16 protein-coding genes and 2 pseudogenes are annotated in these 18,849 nt (G+C 69.4%); 7 read left to right on the top strand and 11 right to left on the bottom strand.

Annotated features, from left to right (window positions below; translation table 11 throughout):
* Positions 1 to 146: 146 nt before the first annotated feature.
* On the bottom strand, positions 147 to 1,022 hold the full coding sequence (locus ACSMXV_RS06865) for a CmcJ/NvfI family oxidoreductase (protein ID WP_473176821.1): 876 nt from the start codon (positions 1,020 to 1,022) through the stop codon (positions 147 to 149).
* An 840-nt stretch (positions 1,023 to 1,862) separates the two neighbouring features.
* Here ACSMXV_RS06865 and ACSMXV_RS06860 point away from each other — a divergent pair.
* Positions 1,863 to 2,111 carry a hypothetical protein gene (locus ACSMXV_RS06860; protein ID WP_473176820.1) on the top strand — a complete coding sequence of 83 codons (249 nt, stop codon included), beginning with the start codon at positions 1,863 to 1,865 and terminating at the stop codon, positions 2,109 to 2,111.
* A 5-nt stretch (positions 2,112 to 2,116) separates the two neighbouring features.
* On the opposite strand, the gene ACSMXV_RS06855 is transcribed toward ACSMXV_RS06860, so the two are convergent.
* From ACSMXV_RS06855 to ACSMXV_RS06840, 4 genes are all read right to left on the bottom strand, one after another.
* Entirely contained in the window at positions 2,117 to 3,280 is a 1,164-nt protein-coding gene (locus ACSMXV_RS06855; protein WP_473176819.1) for a thiolase family protein, read from the bottom strand.
* On the bottom strand, positions 3,273 to 3,581 hold the full coding sequence (locus tag ACSMXV_RS06850) for a PhlB family protein (protein ID WP_473176818.1): 309 nt from the start codon (positions 3,579 to 3,581) through the stop codon (positions 3,273 to 3,275). Before ACSMXV_RS06850 ends, ACSMXV_RS06855 begins: the two co-directional genes overlap by 8 nt.
* Before the next feature lie 238 nt (positions 3,582 to 3,819).
* Positions 3,820 to 5,058: an FAD-dependent oxidoreductase gene (locus tag ACSMXV_RS06845; RefSeq protein ID WP_473176817.1), complete on the bottom strand. Its 1,239-nt coding sequence runs from the start codon at positions 5,056 to 5,058 to the stop codon at positions 3,820 to 3,822.
* Between the two features lie 107 nt (positions 5,059 to 5,165).
* Positions 5,166 to 6,752, bottom strand: a complete 1,587-nt coding sequence (locus tag ACSMXV_RS06840; protein ID WP_473176816.1) for an AMP-binding protein — start codon at positions 6,750 to 6,752, stop codon at positions 5,166 to 5,168.
* A 163-nt stretch (positions 6,753 to 6,915) separates the two neighbouring features.
* Here ACSMXV_RS06840 and ACSMXV_RS06835 point away from each other — a divergent pair, with 163 nt between their 5' ends.
* Complete coding sequence (locus tag ACSMXV_RS06835) at positions 6,916 to 7,689, top strand: IclR family transcriptional regulator (RefSeq protein ID WP_473176815.1); 774 nt, start codon at positions 6,916 to 6,918, stop codon at positions 7,687 to 7,689.
* A 282-nt stretch (positions 7,690 to 7,971) separates the two neighbouring features.
* Positions 7,972 to 8,526: pseudogene (locus ACSMXV_RS06830) on the top strand (alpha-hydroxy-acid oxidizing protein); the annotation flags it as partial.
* A gap of 235 nt (positions 8,527 to 8,761) precedes the next feature.
* Here the strand turns inward: ACSMXV_RS06830 and ACSMXV_RS06825 are convergent.
* The 5 genes from ACSMXV_RS06825 to ACSMXV_RS06805 form a co-directional block, all read right to left on the bottom strand.
* Entirely contained in the window at positions 8,762 to 10,144 is a 1,383-nt protein-coding gene (locus ACSMXV_RS06825) for an MFS transporter (RefSeq protein WP_473176814.1), read from the bottom strand.
* A gap of 52 nt (positions 10,145 to 10,196) precedes the next feature.
* Positions 10,197 to 11,120, bottom strand: a complete 924-nt coding sequence (locus tag ACSMXV_RS06820) for an amidohydrolase family protein (RefSeq protein ID WP_473176813.1) — start codon at positions 11,118 to 11,120, stop codon at positions 10,197 to 10,199.
* 20 nt (positions 11,121 to 11,140) lie between these two features.
* The gene (gene ligK, locus ACSMXV_RS06815) at positions 11,141 to 11,824 is read right to left on the bottom strand and encodes a 4-carboxy-4-hydroxy-2-oxoadipate aldolase/oxaloacetate decarboxylase (RefSeq protein WP_473176812.1); all 684 of its coding nucleotides are present in this window, start codon (positions 11,822 to 11,824) and stop codon (positions 11,141 to 11,143) included.
* A 68-nt stretch (positions 11,825 to 11,892) separates the two neighbouring features.
* Entirely contained in the window at positions 11,893 to 12,918 is a 1,026-nt protein-coding gene (locus ACSMXV_RS06810; protein ID WP_473176811.1) for an amidohydrolase family protein, read from the bottom strand.
* A complete protein-coding gene (locus ACSMXV_RS06805; RefSeq protein WP_473176810.1) occupies positions 12,915 to 14,105 on the bottom strand; it encodes a 4-oxalomesaconate tautomerase in 1,191 nt (396 codons plus the stop codon). The genes ACSMXV_RS06810 and ACSMXV_RS06805 overlap by 4 nt, the downstream gene beginning before the upstream one ends.
* A 169-nt stretch (positions 14,106 to 14,274) precedes the next feature.
* Between ACSMXV_RS06805 and ACSMXV_RS06800 the strand changes: the two genes are divergently transcribed.
* The 4 genes and pseudogenes from ACSMXV_RS06800 to ACSMXV_RS06785 form a co-directional block, all read left to right on the top strand.
* On the top strand, positions 14,275 to 14,955 hold the full coding sequence (locus ACSMXV_RS06800) for a GntR family transcriptional regulator (protein WP_473176809.1): 681 nt from the start codon (positions 14,275 to 14,277) through the stop codon (positions 14,953 to 14,955).
* A gap of 715 nt (positions 14,956 to 15,670) precedes the next feature.
* A complete protein-coding gene (locus ACSMXV_RS06795; RefSeq protein WP_473176808.1) occupies positions 15,671 to 16,540 on the top strand; it encodes a dioxygenase family protein in 870 nt (289 codons plus the stop codon).
* Entirely contained in the window at positions 16,537 to 17,592 is a 1,056-nt protein-coding gene (locus ACSMXV_RS06790) for a maleylacetate reductase (RefSeq protein WP_473176807.1), read from the top strand. Before ACSMXV_RS06795 ends, ACSMXV_RS06790 begins: the two co-directional genes overlap by 4 nt.
* Before the next feature lie 90 nt (positions 17,593 to 17,682).
* Positions 17,683 to 17,829, top strand: a pseudogene (locus ACSMXV_RS06785) (IS5/IS1182 family transposase); the annotation flags it as partial.
* A gap of 83 nt (positions 17,830 to 17,912) precedes the next feature.
* Here ACSMXV_RS06785 and purU read toward each other — a convergent pair.
* Positions 17,913 to 18,827: a formyltetrahydrofolate deformylase gene (gene purU, locus ACSMXV_RS06780; RefSeq protein WP_473176806.1), complete on the bottom strand. Its 915-nt coding sequence runs from the start codon at positions 18,825 to 18,827 to the stop codon at positions 17,913 to 17,915.
* Positions 18,828 to 18,849: the final 22 nt, after the last annotated feature.

Raw genomic sequence — 18,849 nt, 5'->3', positions numbered from 1 at the left:
CTCAGCGCCCCGAACGTACCCACAGCCATGGTGGGGGAGAGCCGCTTTCCCACCAGTCTCCCAAGCTCTGCGGTTCGTCACACGCCACCGAGCCGTCATCCACCGCCTCAGGCAGCGCCTCGTGGCCTTCCGAGGCGGAGAGAGCCCTACTCGAAGAACGCGAAGGTGCGGAACTCGATGCTGTGGCGCGTTTCTGTCGCCGCCGCAGTCCAATCGTGGAAGGCGGTGTGCGGGACCCGCCAGGCGCCCGACTGGTCGCTGTCGTTGAGCTTGAAGAAGAGGATCTCGTCGCGGGTCATGTCAGGGAAGTACCACCACCGGTGCTCCGGGTTGTGGTTGAACTCGAAACCGCCGACGCCAAAGACGTCGTCCGGCACCTCGGTGTACAGGTCGTCGGGGAGCTCGTCCACGAAGTACAGCCGGTTGTCGAGGCCTTCGTCTGGGTCAACGCTCGTGTAGTCGCAGATGGCCAGCGGCCAGTTCTGTGGGGGCGGACTGAACACGCGCCACAGGCTGGTGATGAGCGCCCGTCGAAAACCAGGTCCGTCCGGGAAGGACCTGCGGTAGGCCCGCTCGGCGGCCTCGCGCCCGCCCACGACGGAGAAGTCGCCGTGGACCAGCGCGGCCTCGGGTTGCGTGGCGTGATCGGCGGGGGCCCCGGCGCGGCGCACGACCCAGTCGCCCGTGGCGACCCGATCGGCACCGGTGTAGGACTTGACGAATTCGGCCACCTCCGGCACATAGACCCGGTTGACCTCATCGCGGTTCGTGAAGTCCCTCACCGCGCTCCGGTGGTCGACGAGCGCGAACCCGTTGTGGTCGAACGTGAACTGGTCTGCGATCGCTCGTCCATTGTGGACCCGCGCCAAGTAGGCGCGGTAGGTACCGGTATTGACGACGCCTTGACCTGGCACGGCGAAGCGGCGCAGCAGCGAGGGCGATTCGGGCGCCAAGTAGTTCAGCTCTGCCTCGACATAGTCCAGCTCTGCCTCGAACCATGGGGTTCCGGTGGCTGTTGTCATCGCTCGTCTCTCTGTCCATCATGATCCGCTTTGATCATGGTTGGCTCGATTCTGGCACGAGCTGCTTGGCCCGGTCGAATGATTGTTCGTGATACGAGCCATCGACGGCCCGCATCGCATCGCCCGATCGCGGCCAGGGCGGACGAGCCATCTGCAACACCTCGATCAGGTTGGCGGTGTTGCACTTGTCGGCGACGCCTGAAAACCGACCCCGTCCGGACTTCCGAAGATCGTAGGCGTTCTTGGCCTTGATCGATTCTGTTTGTGCTGGTGAGCGGGTTGCACTGGTGCTGGAAGCTCGGATTCGTGTAGGCACACGTTTTTGGGCGTGTTGCTGGACGCGAGCTAGCAACAAGGACGGGTCGGTGGTGCGCTACCTTCAGCTCGCACACAGCGAGCGGCACCCGGACACGGGCGTGCCGAGGGCGAAGGTGATCCATAGCTTCGGTCGCGCGGACCAGGTCGATCGGGCGGCGTGGAGCGGTTGGTGGCCTCGATCTCGCGGTTTTTGGAGCCGCGACAGCGGCACGAACTCCCACTCCAGCGGGGGCCGAGAAGTTGGTGCCGCAGAACTGCACCTTCCACATTGCGCGGTTGACGCCGCCTCCCTGCCCCACCAGCCCTGGCTGCAGGGCTACAACGGCGGTCCGCTCTGTCACCCCACCGGACGGGTACACGCCCGCCAGATGACCGCACTGCGCCGCGGCCAGGAGGCGTCCGGTCTCAACCCGACCAGCGATCCCGACGAGGCGTTCTTCGTCGGCCGCAACCCCGCCTGACACCACCCCGTCCACACCGCCGGCCGGCGCCCGCCCCTACCGTGGGCGACCGGCCCCGCGCATGAGGGCATCAAAGGCATCGAACGCGATACGAACCCGCCCCGTCATCCCCGACGGCACCGTCAACGATTGTTTCGAGCCTGTCCTCCGGGAGGGCCTCGCCGACCGCGTCATCACCGGCGCAGAGCCGGGTGCTGCCGAGGTGCCCGCCGACATCGCCGCCCCCCGGCGCCGCGGGCTCCTGGTCATCGGCGGACAGCGGGTGGACCGGTGCGTCCGGCGTACGCTCACCGGTCGCCGTAGGCAGTGAGCCTGTCAGGAGGAGCCGGCGCTGTTTCCCAGTGGGTCGTCGACGCGTCGGAGGATCTGCACGGCGCAGACCGAACCGGCACCCATCAGGTGGCACAGGCCGAGGGTGTCGTCGGGCTCCTGGCGGAACCGGCGCAGCGTCTCGTGGATCTGGGCCACCCCGCTGGCTCCGCTGGCGTGGCCGCGGGCCAGCAGACCACCGTCGGTGGACAACTCCGGCAGGCCGAAACGGCGCCGCGATCCAGGTCCGAAGGCCCCCTGTTCCAGGAGCTTCTCGGTGTGGCCCGGCTCGGTGAAGCCGAGCAGTTCGCAGTATTCGATCTCCTCGATGGCGAAGGCGTCGTGGACCTGGACGACGTCGATGTCCCGCGGACGCACGCCCGCCTGCTCGTAGGCCAGCGCCGCGGTCGAGCGGGTCATCTCCGGAGGGCCGACGACGGCTCCCTCGAAGATGTGATGCGCTTCGTACACCTCGCTGCGCAGGACGGAAGCCTCGATCCTGGCGACCGGTCCGGACGGGGCGAGCCGTTGCAGCCCACGGCGCGAGACCAGGACGGCGGCCGCGGCGCCGTCCCCCCAGGGGGTGCACATCATCGATGTGAGCGGCGGCGCGATCACCCGGCTGGCCAGCACTTTTTCGGGCGTGACCTGCTGCTGGGCGCGGCGGATCGCGTAGGGGTTGTGCCGGGCGTAGTTCCAGTTCTTGGCGGCGACCAGGGCGAGATGTCGATCCGTGGTGCCGACCTCGACCGCGCGCCGTTGCGCCCACATCGCGAACAGGGTGACTGGCGGCTGATGGCCCTGAGCACGGATGGCCTCTTCGGCCGACGTCGCGTGCTCGGGCACGTCGTAGCCGACGACCAGGACGCAGTCGTGGCGGCCGGACTCGATCGCCAGCCGCGCCTCGTGCATCGCGGCGAGCCCGCTGGCGGATGCGTTGACGACCTGCTGGACGGGAAGGCCGGTCAGGCCCAGCTCCTTGGCGACGAAGACGGCGCGTGGGCTCGCCCCCAGGGCGACACCCCCGTAGAAGCCATCGACCATGGCGAAGTCGCATCCCGCGTCACGCAGCGCGGCGACGGCGGCATGCCGGGCGTGCTCCCGGCCGCTGCCGGGCGGCAGTTTGCCGAAGGCCGTTATGCCGGTGCCGGCCAGGTACACCTCACGCACGGCGGAACCTCCATCCCTGCCGGTGTTCCGGGTCAGGGTGTGCCTCGATCTCGTAGCGGCCGCCGAGTCGATGCGGGCCGCCGGACAACTCGGTCTGCACCCGGACGCCTCCCGGGAGGTCGACTTGGCCGTAGTACACGCCCTGGTACTCGGTCCAGGCGTGCAGCACACCTGACGTGGCCAGCTCGACGGGCTCGCACGCGCGCAGGGCACCGTCGACGGACAGCGCGCGCGGTGGGTAGAACAGCTGGCCCGTCGCGGGATCGCGGCTGCCGGTCAGTCGCGGGTTGTCGGGGTGCATACGGTCTCTTTCATGAGGTTGGGGGGAAGTCGGACATGCGTGAGGTATCCGCGCGCGAAGCCGACGGTCGTACCGGCGGGGGTGCGGATCGCGTCGGCGCATCGCTGGTGCTGGGCGGCCGGCTGAGTCACCGGCGCGTGGGGCCTGTGGGCCGGCCCCGTTCTGCGTCGCCGAGGACGACCGCTCGGCTGTCGGATCGCTGGAATGTCACATCCGCTCCTTCTGCGATCCGCTCTTTCTACGCGCTGATGTTCGCTGTCGCGTCGAGCCCCTCGGGGCCGCCGCCCGCGCGGGATCCGGGGATGGGATTCTTGCGGACGTTGGCGATCATCGATGCTTCCAGCAGGAACTCCCTGGAGCGCCCCGCATCCCCGGCGATCGCGGCCAGTTCATCGTGGTTGCGCCGCCTGGTGGCTTCCGCGACCTCGGAGAGCTGGACGGTGTTGCGGTGGGTGATCCGCTGGATCTCCTGGGCGGCGACCCGCCGGCGCCGTTTGGCCCAGTCGGTCACGGCCGACTCCGGTTCCTGGCCCGACAGCACCCGGCCGAGGGTTCCTGCGAGATCATAGGCGTCGTGAATGCCGCTGTTCAGTCCCATGCCGCCGAGCGGGCTGTTGACGTGCGCGGCGTCACCGATGAGCACCGTCCTGCCGTACCGGAAGCTCTCGGCCACCCGCTGGTGGACCCGGTAGAGCTGCCGCTGCGGGATCCGCAGGGCGGCCGGGTCGACGCCCAGGGGCCGTAGCCGTTCGGCGACGTAGGTGGCGGAGAGGGCCGTCTCATCGGTCACCTCGACCGGGACCTCGAACATCACCCGCCACAGATCCGGAACGCGCAGCAGCATCAGATGCTCCTGCGGGTCGGCCACGTAGTTCACATGGCAGATGCCGGGGAGGTAGTCCTCCAGCGGGGCGTCGATGCTGAGCAGAAGATACCGGTGCTCGTAGGTAAGGCCGTCGAACGAGGCGCCCAGTTCCTTACGGATCGTGCTGCGCGCGCCATCCGCGCCTATGACCCACTCGGCCCGACGTCTGCGCCCGTCCACCCAGAGCCACGGGCCGTCCGGGGTGTTGCCCAGCTTGGTCACCGGTGCTCCGCTGCGCAATGTCACGCAGGTCAGCGGCTCAATGTGGCTGCGCAGGATATCCGCGTACTTGTACTGCTCCAGTTGAAGCCGGAACGGATAGCGCGTGTCGGCGTCCAGGACCCCGAAGTCGAACTCGGCGATCAGCCCTTCGCGCCGGTCCCGGATCTGATACGTCGGAGCGCTCAGGCCGCGTGCGAGCATGTCATCGACGATGCCCAGCTCCTCGCAGATCTCCAACGTCGGTGCGTGGAAGGTCGACGCCCGCCACTCGGTGTTGGGGCTGCTGTCAGCCTCCAGCACCTCGACGCGGTGTCCGGCACGGCCCAGCGCCAGCGCGGCAGTCAGGCCCACCGGACCCGCGCCGACCACCACAATCGCTTCCTCCGTCATGCTCATCCCTCATCACGCTCTTTTTCGATCGGCGAGCTCGTAGTGGTCCTGTGCGGACCGACGGACTGTCCTGCGCGGCAGATCCCGTTCGCCGCCCGGGTGGCGTCTCACCGCGGCACGTCCTGCCCGGCACGCCCCCGGTCCCAGGTGTCCGCCGTGACGCCGTCAGTACGCAACATGTGCTTGATGATCTTTCCGGTGGCGTTGCGCGGCAGGTCAGCACGCAACTCCACATACCGCGGTACGGCGAACCTCGGCAGCCTGTCGGCCGCCCAGTCCCACAGCGACTGGGCGGTGAGCTCGGCACCGGGGCGCGCCACGGCGGTGACCTTGATCTCGTCCTCGCCGTCCTCTGCGGGCACGGAGTGCACGGCCACCTGTGCCACATCGGGATGAGCCGACAGGACCTGCTCCAGTTCGAAGGAGGAGACGTTCTCCCCGCCACGGCGCAGCCGGTCGTCACCCCGGTCGACGAAGTAGACGTAACCGTCCTCGTCGCGACGGACGTAGTCGCCGGTCCGCCACCATGCGCCCCACCGCTTGGCGGCCGTCGCCTCCGCGTTGCGCCAGTAGCCGGAGAACATCACGTGCTCCCCCTTGGGCTGGAAGACCAGCTCCCCGACCGTTCCGTCCGGGACGTCCTGACCGCCGCTCGTCACCACCCGCAGGGCGAACGAGTCCGTCTCCAGTCCGCAGGTGCCGGGGCGGTACGGCTTTCCGCGCAACGTGGTCAGGAACGCCGCCTCGGTCTGCCCGAGCGCCGCCGTCCCGGTGTGCCGCACCCCGAACCTCTCCCGCCACACCTGCTGCAGCTCCTCCGGAAACGGTTCACCGGTCACGGTGTGCAGCTGGCCGTGGCATCGACGGGAGACCTCCGTATCAGCGGCGGTGGCCAACCGGGGCAGCATCGAGGACATGAGAGCGGCCCAGCGGGCCGCCGACCGCTCGATCTCCGGCCAGAAGCCGGAGACCGAGAACCGACGGGCGATGCTCATGCGTCCACCGACGATCAACGTCTGCAGCGTGTGGCCCATGCCCGCCAGGTGGAACAACGGCAGCGGGGTCCAGAGCACCTCGCCGGGATCCCTGGGGATGTTCTGCAGCCCCAGCCGCGCGTAGTTCGCCAGGTACCCGTGGCTCATCTCGCACCCTTTGGAACGCCCCGTGGTCCCCGAGGTGTAGAGGAGCATGCCCAGATCCGCAGGCCCTGGGGGCGGTCCCGCCGTGAAGGGATCATGACGCTCGTAGTCGCTGAACGCCTGGTCGACGTGCCCGATATCCGCGTCGCGGGGACCTTCGCCGTGGACGACCACGGCCCGCAGGTTCGGCAGCTCCGCGCGCACATCCGTGAGCCGGTCCGCGTACGAGCTCTCCGTGAGCACGACCGCCGGGTCACAGTCCACGAGATGATGCCGCAGCCACTCGTCCTTGTAAGCGGTGTTCACCGGAACCCAGACCGCTCCGGCGACGCCGGTACCGAACCAGCTGACCAAAAAGTCGGCACCGCTGTCCAACAGCGCCGCGACCCGGTCGCCGCGACGTACTCCCAGTGACGCGAGATATCCGGCGAACCGGGCCGCACGGTCGACGAGCTCGGCGAATCCCAGCCACTCGCCCGCGAAGTCGTAGCCCCCGTCGGAATCCGCCGCCGCGCGGGCGAGCAGGTCCACAGGGGTCACAGGCTTCGGCACCATTTCGATCTCCTCTCCCGTCGGGCGGAGCCCCAGCAGAACCATCGATGCTGTTCCTTCATGCGGGACGGATATCGCCCGAGAGCTCCCTCGACGACCTCGACATTAATAGAAGGTGCAGGTAGCGAGGCAATCACCAAAGCCGGGACTGTTAGTATGTTCTTCTATGCGAGACAGAACGTCCCAGGGAGCGAATCCCTACGGGCTGAACTCGGTGCGGAACGCGATGCGCCTCCTGTTGCTCCTGCGTGAGCGCACCAGCATCGGCGTCAGCGAAGCGGCAGAGGTCCTGGAGCTCGGGAAGTCCACCGCACACCGGTTGCTGACCACCCTCGAAGAAGAGGGTTTCGTCCAGCGGGACCGGGTCAAGCGCGGCTACCGCGTCGGACCCGCCCTGTTCGACCTGGGGCTGGCCGCGGCGGGCGATCTCGATGTGCGCCGCAAGTCCCGCCTCCCGATGGAGCAACTTCGCGACACACTCGGTGAGACGACGAGCCTGCATGTCCTCGAAGGCAATCACACCCGCGTCGTGGACAGCATCGAAAGCCGCCAGACCGTCAGGGTCACCTCACGTGTCGGCATCACTCTCCCGGCCAATGCCACGGCCGCGGGCAAGATCCTCCTCGCCGCCATGGCGCCCGACGCTGTCGGCGCGCTCTTTCCGGCCGGGCTGCCGAGCGTCACCACCGCCACGATCACCGACTGGGACCTGCTCACCACCGAACTCAACGAGATCCGACGCCGCGGCTACGCCACGAGCTTCGGCGAGAGCGAGATCGGCCTGCACGGCGTCGCCGTCGCCATCCGTGATCGCTCCCGTCAGCCGATCGCGGCACTCGCCATCGCGGCGCCCGGCGGCCGCCTGACCGTGGGCCGTGCCGGCGCGCTCGCCACGACGCTCCACTCGACCGCCGACGCCATCACCCAGACCCTCATCTGACCGCACGTGCCCTCTGTCGATGGCCGGGCGGGGAAACGGCAAGCGGGGTCGGCGGCATTGAGGGAAGGCGTTCGCATGACTTTCGGACGCGGTACGTTCCCCGCCGCAGACGGTGTTTCCTTTCCCGGTTCCGTGATGGGACGGTTGTGTGCATGACTTGCGGCCGGACGAGGAGTGGTTCGCCGAGGGCCGCAACTTCGCGCGGAGTCGTCTGGGCGGCGGGGTGTTCGTGTTTGCCGGGATCCCGAGTGCACTGAGCGGGGCCACGGATGATGTCGTGCTGTGGGGGCTGGGGGAGCAGCACGACTGGGAGCTGGAGCCGCAGACCATGCGAACGCCTCGGCGTGCTGCGTATCACCATCGTCGCTGAGCTCGTTCGCGAGCAAGCCGGTGGAAGAGGTCACCGAGGGCAACCCGAACACCTTCTACCAGATGTACTGGATAGGCACCCGCGACTCGATGGTGCAGCACATGGAGCGCGCGCGGGCCGCGGGCGCGAAGGCCCTGATCGCCACGCTCGACTGGTCCTTCTCCCACGGGCGCGACTGGGGCAGCCCGCCCATTCCGGAGAAGATCGGCCTCAGGACGGTGGTCAGGTTCGCGCCCGACGTGCTGCCTCACCCGCGCTGGCTCTGGGCGTTCGCCAAATCCCGGCGGATCCCCGACCTGTCGGTCCCCAACCTCCGGCCTCCGGGCGGCGAGGCCCCCGGGTTCTTCGGCGCGTACGGCGAGTGGATGCAGACGACGCCGCCCACGTGGGACGACGTCAAGTGGATGCGCGAGGAGTGGGGCGGTCCGTTCTTGCTCAAGGGCGTGTCGCGGGTCGACGACGCCAAGCGGGCCGTCGACGCCGGGGTGTCCGGCATCTCCGTCTCCAACCACGGCGGCAACAAATCCGTCCGCGCGCCGTTGACTCGATCGCGCCCTGGTCCTGCGCCTGGCGCTGAGCTCTCCCCGGGACCAGGGGCCTGTCCGGCAAGATCTGCCGGACAGGCCTTAGGCATGGCACACGGGGTCCGCACCGCTCGCCGGGAGCGTCGGGCCCCGTGTGCGACCACCGCGACGTCGGCGTTCAGGACGTCGCCGGCATCGCCTCCTGCTGGTGCTTCGCCGCGGCCTCCATCGCCAGCCGCTGCCGGCGCGTGGCCGGCCCGAAGATGGCCAGCACGACGGCACCGACGGTCCAGGTCCCGGCGATGAACATGAAGACTGCCTGATAGCCGATTCCGTTGTAGATCCCGGCGATCATCAGCGGGCCGACTGCGTTCGACAGCCGTCCCAGGCCGTAGGAGATGCTGGTGCCGAGCGAGCGGCCCTTGGTGTCGTAGAGCTCTGGTGAGTACGCGTAGGCCAGGGCGGTGTAGCCGCGCTCGAAGAGGTTGACCAGGAAGCCGAAGGCGACGATGAGCAGCGGGGTGAAGGTCAGTCCGTACATCAGGCCGGACGCGGCGATGATCAGCGCGAAGATCACCAGGCACCACTTGCGCTCGAACCGGTCGGTGACCATCGCGGCGAGGAAGGAGCCGAGCGGTGCGCCGACCGTGGTCAGGGCGACGTAGAAGATTGAGTCCTCCACGCTGACGCCCTCGGAGGCCAGCAGCGTCGGCGCCCAGCTGGAGTAACCGAAGAAGCCGATGGTCTGGGTTATCCACAGGACCGACAGCAGGATCGTGGGGAGCAGGAACTTCCTGTCCTTGAGCATGCCCAGGCCGGACTTGGTGACCGGGCCCTGCGGTTGCGGGTCCTGTGCGGCGGGCAGCTGGCCGTGCTCGGCTGCCGCGCTCGCCTCGATGCGCGCGAGGACGGCCTCGGCTTCCCCGTGGCGGCCGCGGGACTCGAGCCACTGCGGGGACTCCTCGAGCTTGCGCACGAAGAGCAGGAACAGCACGCCCAGGGAGCCCCACAGATAGACCAGGCGCCAGGACCAGTCGGAGATCGGCACCACCATGGAGGCGATGAGGTTGGTGGCGGGGGTGCCGCAGATGCCGATGACGATGGCGTACGCCTGGAACTTGCCGCGCATGGCGCGGGGGTAGAGCTCGCTGATGTAGACGACGGCGACGACGGTCATCGCGGACAGTCCCGCTGAGGTCAGCACGCGGAAGACGCCCAGGGACCAGATGTCCCAGGCGAAGATGCATGCGAACGACCACAGGGCGAACCAGAGCGTGGTCAGGGTGAGCGTGCGCTTGCGGCCCAGCCGGTCGGCCAGTCCGCCGGCCACGATGGAGCCGATGAACATGCCCACGAAGGACAACGAGGTCACATAGGCGATCTGGTTGACGTCGGCGCCCCACTGCTCACGCACCACCGGGGCTGTGATGGCGAAGGTGTTGATGTCCGCAAACTCGAAGAAATAGGCGAACGCCACCGCGACGAGGGTGGTTTTGTGGAACTTCGAGATGGGCAACCGGTCGAGCCGGTTGGCCGCGTTGGTGGTGGGAATGTGCTGCACTGCACGCTCCTGGGATGGGGACGCGGCGCCGTCGCCGTGTCAGATGTGTAGGTCAGTCGCCCTTTTCGGGCCAGTAGAGGCGCATGGGGTTGTCGACCAGCAGGGCATGCTGCTTGGCCGGGGTCGTGGCGACATGCGGGATGTGGTCGACGAGGAGACCGTCGTCAGGCATGTGGTCCTTGAGGTTGGGGTGGGGCCAGTCGGTGCCCCACAGGGCCCGGTCGGTGAACTCGTCGACGACCTTGCGGGCGAACGGCACGACGTCCCGGTAGGCGTGGCGCTCGCCGTCCAGGGCGCGCGGGCCGGTGACGGTGAGGCGCTCGGGGCAGGAGACCTTGACCCAGACGTCGTTGGCCTCGACGAAGCGCAGGAAGCGTGCGAACTCGGGCCCGTCCAGGTCCTTGGTCACGTCGGGGCGGCCCATGTGGTCGACGACCAGCGGTACCGGCAGGGAGGCGAAGAACGGCGCCAGGTCGGGCAGGTCGGGAGCCTCGAAGTAGAGGACGACGTGCCACCCCAGCGGTGCGATCCTGCGGGCTATGGTCTTCAGTGCCTCGGTGGGGGCGGTGTCCACGAGGCGTCGGACGAAGTTGAAGCGAACTCCCCGCACTCCGGCGTCGTGCAGGCGCTGCAGTTCCTCCTGGCTGACGTCGGGACGTACGGTGGCCACGCCGCGGGCCCGGCCGTCGGCGGCGCGCAGGGCGTCCACCAGGGCGCTGTTGTCGGCGCCGTGGCAGGTGGCCTGCACGATGACGTTGCGGGAGATGCCGAGGTGGTCGCGGAGCGCGAACAGGTCGTGCTTGCCGGCGTCGACGGGCGTGTACTTGCGCTCGGGCGCGTACGGGAACTCGGCGGCGGGGCCGAACACGTGGCAGTGGGCGTCTACGGCTCCCTCGGGCAGGGTGAAGGCGGGCTTGCTGGGGAGGCGGTGCCAGTCGAGCCAGCCGGGGGTGACGGCGGAGGTCTCGTCGGTCATCAGAGCTGCTCCTCGGGTGGTCAGTCGACGTAGGTCAGGCCGAGCTCGGCCAGGGGGCCTCGCATTCCGTACATGTCCAGGCCGAGCTCCCCGGCCTTGAACCGCTCCCGCTTGCTCTCCTCGCCGGCCTCGCGCTCCGCGGTGGCCTCGGCGACGGTGGCGGCCTTGGCGGCGGGGACGACGACGATGCCGTCGGTGTCCGCGACGATCACGTCGCCCGGGTTGACCAGTGCGTTGGCGACGACGACGGGAACGTTGACCGAGCCGAGCGTGGCCTTGACGGTGCCCTTGGCGTTGATGGCGCGGGAGAAGACGGGGAAGTCCATCCGCCGCAGCTCGTCGATGTCGCGGCAGCCGCCGTCGATGACCAGGCCCCTGGCGCCGCGGGCGCGGAGGGAGGTGGCGAGCAGCTCGCCGAAGAAGCCGTCCTCGCTCTCGGTGGTGCAGGCGGCGACGACGACGTCGCCCTCTTGCACCTGCTCGGCGGCCACGTGCAGCATCCAGTTGTCGCCGGGCTGCAGCAGCACGGTGACGGCGGTGCCGCAGAGCTGCGCGCCCTCGTAGACGGGCCGGAGGTACGGGCGCATCAGGCCGAGGCGGCCCATGGCCTCGTGGACGGTGGCGACCCCGAACTGTGACAGGGCCTCTACTGCCGTGCGGTCGGCGCGTTCGATGTGCCGGTGGACGACTCCGAGTTCGTGCATGGTGCGGCTCCTTGCGCTCGCGTGGCTGCGTGGCTGACCGGGGGATGGCCGGCGCGGGGTTGCGGGGCTCAGCGGCCCTGGGCGGTCAGGCGGGCGTCCAGGCGTGGGTAGACACGCCTGGCGTTCCGCTCCTCGACGGCCGCCAGGTCCTCGTTGGAGAGGCCGGCGTTCTCTACGTAGCGGCGGGTGTCGTCGAAGTGATGGCCGGTGCGCGGGTCGATGCCGCGTACGGCGCCGATCATCTCGGAGGCGAACAGGACGTTGGCGTGCGGGATCACGTCCAGCAGCAGATCGATGCCGGGCTGGTGGTAGACGCAGGTGTCGAAGAAGACGTTGCGCAGCAGCGACTCCTCCGGCTCCGGCTTGCCCAGCGCCTGTGCGAGGCCCCGGAATCGGCCCCAGTGGTACGGCGCGGCGCCGCCGCCATGCGGGATGACCAGGCGCAGCTCGGGGAAGTCGGCGAACAGGTCTCCGGTCAGCAACTGCATGAACGCCGTGGTGTCGGCGTTGAGGTAGTGCGCCCCGGTGGTGTGGAAGGCCGGATTGCAGCTGGTGGAGACGTGCACCATGGCCGGCACGTCCAGCTCGACGAGCTTCTCCCACACCGGGTACCAGGACCGGTCGGTCAGCGGCGGAGCGGTCCAGTGGCCGCCGGAGGGGTCCGGGTTGACGTTGACGGTGACGGCGCCCAGCTCCAGCACGGCGCGCTCTAGCTCGGGGATGACGGTGGCCGGATCGACCCCCGGTGACTGCGGCAGCATCGCCCCGGGGGCGAAGCGCCCGGGGTACAGCTCGGCGACACGGTGGCACAGGTCGTTGCAGATGCGGGCCCAGGCGGAGGAGGTCGCGAAGTGGCCGATGTGGTGGGCCATGAACGAGGCGCGGGGGGAGAAGACGGTGACGTCGATGCCGCGCTGGTCCATCAGGCGCAGCTGGTTGGCTTCGATCGACTCGCGGATCTGGTCGTCGCTGATGGCGGGCCCGGCAGGGTCGGGCGCCTGCGCCGGGTCGGTGAGCGCGGCGACCTGGGCATCGCGCCACTCCCCCAGGGGAGCCGGCGCGGTCGTGTAGTGGCCGTGGATGTCGATGATCACGCGGTGATCTCCTGCGTGGTGGGGGTGGTGGGGTCCCAGACGGAACGGGGGACGAGCAGGTCGCCGGCCATGAGGAGGCGGGCGGTGCGCAGCAGCGCGGAGCGTGCGACCTGCTGGGGGGCGTCCGGGTCGAGACCGAGGGTGACGCTGAACTCTCCGGAGGGGTGCTCGACGGAGACGGTGGCCTCCGTGCCGGACACGTCAGCGGCGACGTCGCGGGCGACGCTGCCTTCGAGCACGCAGGCGGTGGCGGCCGTGACAGCGGCCAGCACGCCGATGGACTGGTGGCAGACCCGGGGGATGAGGCTGCGCGTGGAGAGGGTGCCGCCCTGACGCGGCGGCGCTACCAGCGTCATCTTCGGGTAGTTCTTCTCCGTGACGTCGCCCAGGCCCATGGCTTCGCCGCAGACCAGGCGCAGTGCCTCCACGCGGGCCTTGAGCTCGTCGTCGGCGTCGATCTCCGCCGGTGTCTCGTAGCCGGTCGAGCCCAGGCGCTCGGCTGCCACGATCACCAGGGGCTGGCCGTTGTCGATCAGGGTGACGTCGACGGCGCCGACACCGGGGAGCTCGACGGTGTCGCGCGTGTTCCCGGTGGGGAGCAGGGAGCCGGCGACGGAGCCGGCGGTGTCGAGGAAGCCGATCTCGACCGGAGCGGCGGTGCCGGGGACCCCGTCGATGCGGGCCTGGCCCTCGTAGGCGACATGCCGCGCCCCGTCGGGGCCTGCCGGGGTCGCGACGGTGATCTCGGCGACCATGCCGGTGTTGCGGGTGAGTACGCGGGCGGTGGTGCGGTCGGCGGTGGGGACGACCATGCCGGTCTCGATGGCGAACGGCAGTACGGCGGCGAGCATGTTGCCGCAGTTGGCCGTGGTGTCGACGGCGTCCCCGCCGGGCTGCACCTGGGCAAAGGTCCACTCCACGTCGACGCCGGGTTCCGTCCCCGGACGCACGAGTCCGACCTTGCTGGTCAGCGGGTGCGCGCCGCCGATGCCGTCGAGCTGGCGCGGGTCGGGCGACCCCAGCGCGGCCAGCAGCACGTCGTCCCGGATCCCGGTGTCCTCGGGTAGCAGCCGCGCGTCGAAGAACGGCCCCCGCGAGGTGCCGCCCCGCATGAACAGGCACGGAATCGCAGTCTGAGAGCCGCGGCGGCGGATCCCACGGACCCGGGCGGCTACTTCGGCGGGCATGGCCACTCCATTCGTGAGTTGGGGGTGTGCAGGGGAAACTAGATCATCGACTAGATTGTTGACAAGATGATTGAAGAAACTGCCGATGGAGTTCTCGACATCAGTGCCGACGACCGTGCGCCACTAGGCTTTGCCCATCGCAGAGCTGCTGGCGGGAGGGGTTGAACGAGTGACGGACAAGTTGACGGGTGTAGCTGGACGCCGGCACGTGGCCGAGGCCGTCAGGCGCGCCTTGCGCTCCGGGGACCTGGCGCCCGGGCAGCGGCTTGTGGAGAACGACCTGGCCGAGGCCTACGGGGCGACCCGCAGCGCCGTCCGCGAGGCGCTGCAGGACCTCGCCGCCGAAGAGGTCGTCGAGATCCTCCCTCACCGCGGAGCCCGCGTCCGGGTGGTGTCCGTCGACGAGGCCATCCAGATCACCGAGTGCCGCTCCGCGCTGGAGCAGCTGTGCGCCATGAAGGCGGCCACGCAGGCGAGCCAGGCACAGCGCACGGAGCTGCGCCGGATCGGCGCAGAGATGCAGCAGGCCGTCGCAGGCGGAGCGGTGCACACCTACTCCGAACTCAACCGGCGCCTGCACGAGCTCGTGGTCGAGGCCAGCGGCCAGGAGGTGGCCAGGCGTCAGCTCGACCGGCTCAACGGACCAATGGTGCGCTTCCAGTTCCGGCTGGCGCTGCGCCCCGGACGTCCCGCCCAGTCCCTACAGCAGCATCTGGACATCATCGATGCGGTCGTCAGCGGTGACGCCACAGCAGCGGCACGGGCAGCAGCCGCACACCTGGAGGACGTGATCGAGCAGCTGCGATCGCCAGCCGCCATGCCGCCCGCGCCGGTGCCGACCGGCGCCTGAATGACCGGTCGCATGCTCAGGGCGGGGCTGACAGCTCGACCGGTTGCCAGTAGCGGCGCAGCACCTCGCCTTAGGGCGTTCCGGGCCCGACCTGCGCAAGCTCCAGCAGCGATGTTCCGGGACGGCGGCCGTACGCGGTTCCGTCGTCCATGGCGGACTTCGGAAGGACTGGACAGCGGTGAGCCGGTGGCCCGAGGCCAGCGCGGTCTCGGCAGCACGGGCACGGCGGGTGGCCAATTCCTCGGCGACCGCGATCAAGGACCGGCCACTCGCCGTGTCGGCCAGCAGGGTGCGGGCGTCGGCGGGGTTCATGCCGCAGTCGACCAGTCGTGTGTAGGGCATCGCCCGGTGCAGGGCGGCGACGGCCGGGTCCGAAGACCGCGGTACAACCGCCGACTGGCTGGGCGACCAGGCCAGGGCGGTGCGCAGCTCATCAGTGTTCGTCGAGAGCGAAGCAAAAAGGTGAATCTATGTTTACATAGATGACGAGCTCAAGCTTGCAGATGGGATGTGGCCCGTCAAGCCCCCGCGCGAGCGCATCGATCAGGATCTTGACGTCCACGGTGTCGATATGTGAGCCTCTGCTCGCCTTGGAATGTGGGTTACGGTTCACATATTCGCGCTCGCCGCGAACCGACGCCCTCGACCAGGAACCCTCCCTGCGCCTCGCCGACCACCTCATCGGCCGGAACAACCCGAACAGCTAGGAAGAGCAATGGACTTCACCGTCGAGACCGCCACCGACGCGGTTGTGGAGAGCTTCCGGGACACCAAGGACCAGCGTCTGCGGGAGGTGCTGCAGAGTCTGACCCGCCACCTCCATGCCTTCGTTCGGGACGTCGAGCCCACGATGGAGGAGTGGGAGGCCGCGATCGGCTTCCTCACCGAGGTCGGGCAGAAGTGCGACGACACCCGGCAGGAGTTCGTCCTGCTCTCCGACGTCCTGGGCGTCTCCATGCTCGTCGAGACCCTCAACGGAGTGGGGGAGGGAACCGAGAGCACCGTCCTCGGCCCGTTCCACATGACCGAGTCCCCCCGCCGAGACCTCGGCGACAGCATCGACCTCCTCGGCACCGGCCGCCCCTGTGTGGTCTCCGGTCGGGTGCTCGCCACCGACGGCACCCCGCTGCCGGGCGCCCGACTCGACGTGTGGCAGTGCAACGAGGAAGGCTTCTACGACGTGCAGCAACCCGGCATACAGCCTCCGGGCAACGGGCGCGGGCTGTTCCGTACGGACGACGAGGGCCGCTACTGGTTCCGCACGGTCGTCCCCTCCCACTACCCGATCCCCACGGACGGGCCGGTGGGAGCCCTGCTGCGCGCCACCGGCAGGCACCCCTACCGGCCCGCCCACATCCACTTCATCGCGAGCGCCGAGGCCCACCGGCCGGTCACCACCCACACCTTCGTCGCCGACAGCCCGTACATCGACTCCGACGCCGTCTTCGCGGTCAAACGGGGCCTGATCACCGATTTCGCGGAGTCGTACGACGAGCATGAGGCCGAGCGCTTCGGCGCGACCGTGCCCTTCACGCAGGCCGTGTTCGACATCGTCCTCGCTGCGGAATCGGCGGCGACGCGATGACTTTCACGTACGAAGCCCTGCCCATGCGCGTGGTCTTCGGCGCCGGAAGCCTGCACCAACTGGCCGAGGAAGCAGAGAGGTTGGGCCTGCGGCGGCTGCTGGTGCTGTCCACGCCCGGTCAGCGGGCACTCGCCGAGCAGGCCGCGGGCCTCCTCGGCGATGCGTGCGCCGGACTGTTCACCGAGGCCCGGATGCATGTGCCGGTCGAGGTCGCCGACGCGGCCCGCGCGGCCGCACACGGCGTCGGCGCGGACGGCTGCCTGGCCATCGGCGGCGGCTCCACCATCGGCCTGGGCAAGGCCATCGCCCTGACCTCCGGACTGCCGGTGATCAGCGTGCCGACGACCTACGCCGGCTCGGAGATGACCCCTGTCTGGGGCCTTACCGAGCACGGCCGCAAACGCACCGGCCGCGACCGGGCCGTCCTGCCACGCAGCGTGCTCTACGACCCCGGCCTCACCCTCCGCCTCCCCGTCGACGTGTCGGTGACGAGCGGCTTCAACGCCATCGCCCACGCTGTGGAGGCCCTGTACGCGCCCGACACCTCGCCGATCGTGTCCCTGATGGCGGAGGAGGGCGTACGTTCCCTGGCCGCCGCGCTGCCGGTGATCGCCGCCGACCCCCTGGACATCGAGGCCCGGTCGGACGCACTGCGCGGGGCCTGGCTGTGCGGGGCGTGCCTCGGCGCCACGACCATGTCCCTGCACCACAAGCTCTGTCACATCCTCGGCGGCACCTTCGACCTGCCCCACGCCGCCACGCACACCGTCCTGCTCCCCTACGTCACCGCCGTCAACCTCTCCGCGGCACCCGCGGCGGAGCAAGCCCTGCGCCGCGCTCTGGCCACGGACGACGTACCCAAGTACCTCGCACGAGCATCCACCGACCTCGGCGCCCCGCGCTCACTGGCCGAACTCGGCCTCACCGACCGCGACATCGACGAGATCACCGCCCAGGCACAGACCCGTCCCTACGCCAACCCACGGCCGGTCACCGAAGAAACCCTCCGCGCCCTCCTCACCGACGCCCTGCACGGATCCCTCGCGCCCTGACAGGGAGGCCGCTGCGACGGCGACCGGAGCCGCCTCGACGCGGCGCCCTCCTCCACCGGCGCGGCGTACCGGCCACCGATCCCGACGCGGCACCCAAAGGCCCGCGCCAGCGTCGAGCACGTGATCGGCCGCATAAAGAACCGCAAGATCCTCCGGGACTGCCGGCAGCACGGCGACGGCCTCTATCACGCCGTTCAACCCGTCGCTCACATGCACAACCTCGCCGTTGCCGCATGACCAGCAGTCGTGCTCGAACAGAGCGGTCTAGCCCTGCGCCGACCGCGCTACAAGGCGTGCGCTCTGATGGAGGTGTCCGACTGTCAGCGCAGGACCACCGTGCGCCTGCCCTGGACGAATACCCGGCCTTCGCAGTGCCACCGGACCGCCCGGGCCAGGGCTGCCGACTCCGCGTCGCGGCCGATGGCGGCCAGGTCGTCGGGGGTGTGGCTGTGGTCGACGTCGATGACCTCCTGGGCGATGATCGGGCCTTCGTCGAGGTCGGCGGTGACGTAGTGGGCTGTCGCGCCGACGAGCTTGACGCCGCGGTCGTGCGCCTGGTGGTAGGGCTTGGCGCCCTTGAAGCTGGGCAGGAACGAGTGGTGGATGTTGATCATCCGGCCGGCCAGGCGGGTGCACAGGTCGTCGGAGAGCACCTGCATGTAGCGCGCCAGCACGACCAGGTCGACGTCGAACGAGTCGATGATCTCCTGGAGTCGGGCTTCGGCCTCGGGTTTGGTCGCGGCGGTGACCGGCAGGTGGAAGAACGGGATGTCATGCCAGGCGACGAGCGCCTCGTGGTCGCGGTGGTTGGAGACCACGGCGACCACATCGATGGGCAGGTCACCGCTGCGGGTGCGGAAGAGCAGGTCGTTGAGGCAGTGGCCGTAGCGGGACACCATGACCAGCACGCGGCGCCGGGTGCTGACCGGTTCGAGGTGCCACCGCATGGCGAAGGGTGGCGCCACGGCGGCGAAGTCCCGGCGCAGGGTCTGCGTGGTGTTCTCGCTGCCGAGGGTGGCGAAGTGCACCCGCATGAAGAAGTGGCCGTCGCGGCGGTCGCCGAACTGCTGGTTGTCGATGATGTCGCTGCCGTGCTCGACCAGGAACCGCGAGACGGCATGGACGATGCCGGGAGCCTCGGGGCAGTCGATGGTGAGAACGTGCTCGACCGGTGCCGCGGCGCCGTCGGTCGGCGAGTGGGCGGGGGAGGTGGCGGAAGCCAGGGAATCAGTCATTGTGTCAGCATTCGATGACGTT

The sequence above is a fragment of the Streptomyces sp. DSM 42067 genome, from assembly GCF_055792885.1.
The sequence above is the reverse complement of the archived record's forward strand: the minus strand, read 5'-3'. Positions and strand labels throughout refer to the sequence as shown.